The 722-nt window shown below is 45.6% G+C and carries 1 protein-coding gene; it reads right to left on the reverse strand.

Features of this window, described 5'->3' with window-relative positions:
- The coding region (locus tag A3763_RS22040) for a hypothetical protein (RefSeq protein ID WP_068760518.1) at nucleotides 1-590 on the reverse strand (590 nt) is incomplete at its 3' end.
- Nucleotides 591-722 lie beyond the last annotated feature (132 nt).

Consider the following 722-nt stretch of genomic DNA (forward strand, 5'->3'; position numbering starts at 1 on the left):
CTAAAGCCTGTCAAAGTTATCTGTAGATGAGGATAGCGCTGTAAGAACTCCGCCATACTGGAAATACGATCGCTAACATATGAGGGGACACGCGCTTGGCCTTTTTCAAAGTAGATCTCTTGGGTATAGGCACTCAAAAGATTCGACAAATCGCTCTGTTCTAAGGTTTGAACCTTGCTCGCCAACTCAGCTTGTAAGTCATTTAACTTTTCAGTTTGATGGTGATGACGACGCTTTAGCTCACCTAACTTAGCCCTGGTTGCTCTTAGCTTTTCCATCTCTGTGTTCAAGTCATTGGAGCTAGACGTCACTAAGTTCGCCTGTTCGTGCAACTGTTCCTGAGCCTCTTCAAGCGCCTCGTGCTGATCTTGCCCCCAACCAAAAGCACCACCTAAGCTAGCACCTATAGCAATACCCGGAGGGCCTGCAATAATGCCGCCTAAGACAGAGCCAATGCCCAGCCCCCAATAGGTTGACTCATTACTTTCTGCACTCGTTTGTTCTGCCAGTTCATTAGCAAAAGGCGCTGAACTCATACTAGCGAGCAATACCAGGCTGGCGATTTTCGATTTATTCATTATTTGCTTCATAGTGATCTCCACTTAATCTATTTAAGAAACGATATCTGGCACCTGAGTGCTTGCCGTATCGATGAGACTATTGAAACAATTTGCCGTATTTAGGTAATGGAGAGCTTATGAAGCGCTCTGGAAGAAAAAGGC

The sequence above is a fragment of the Oleiphilus sp. HI0128 genome, assembly GCF_001635365.1.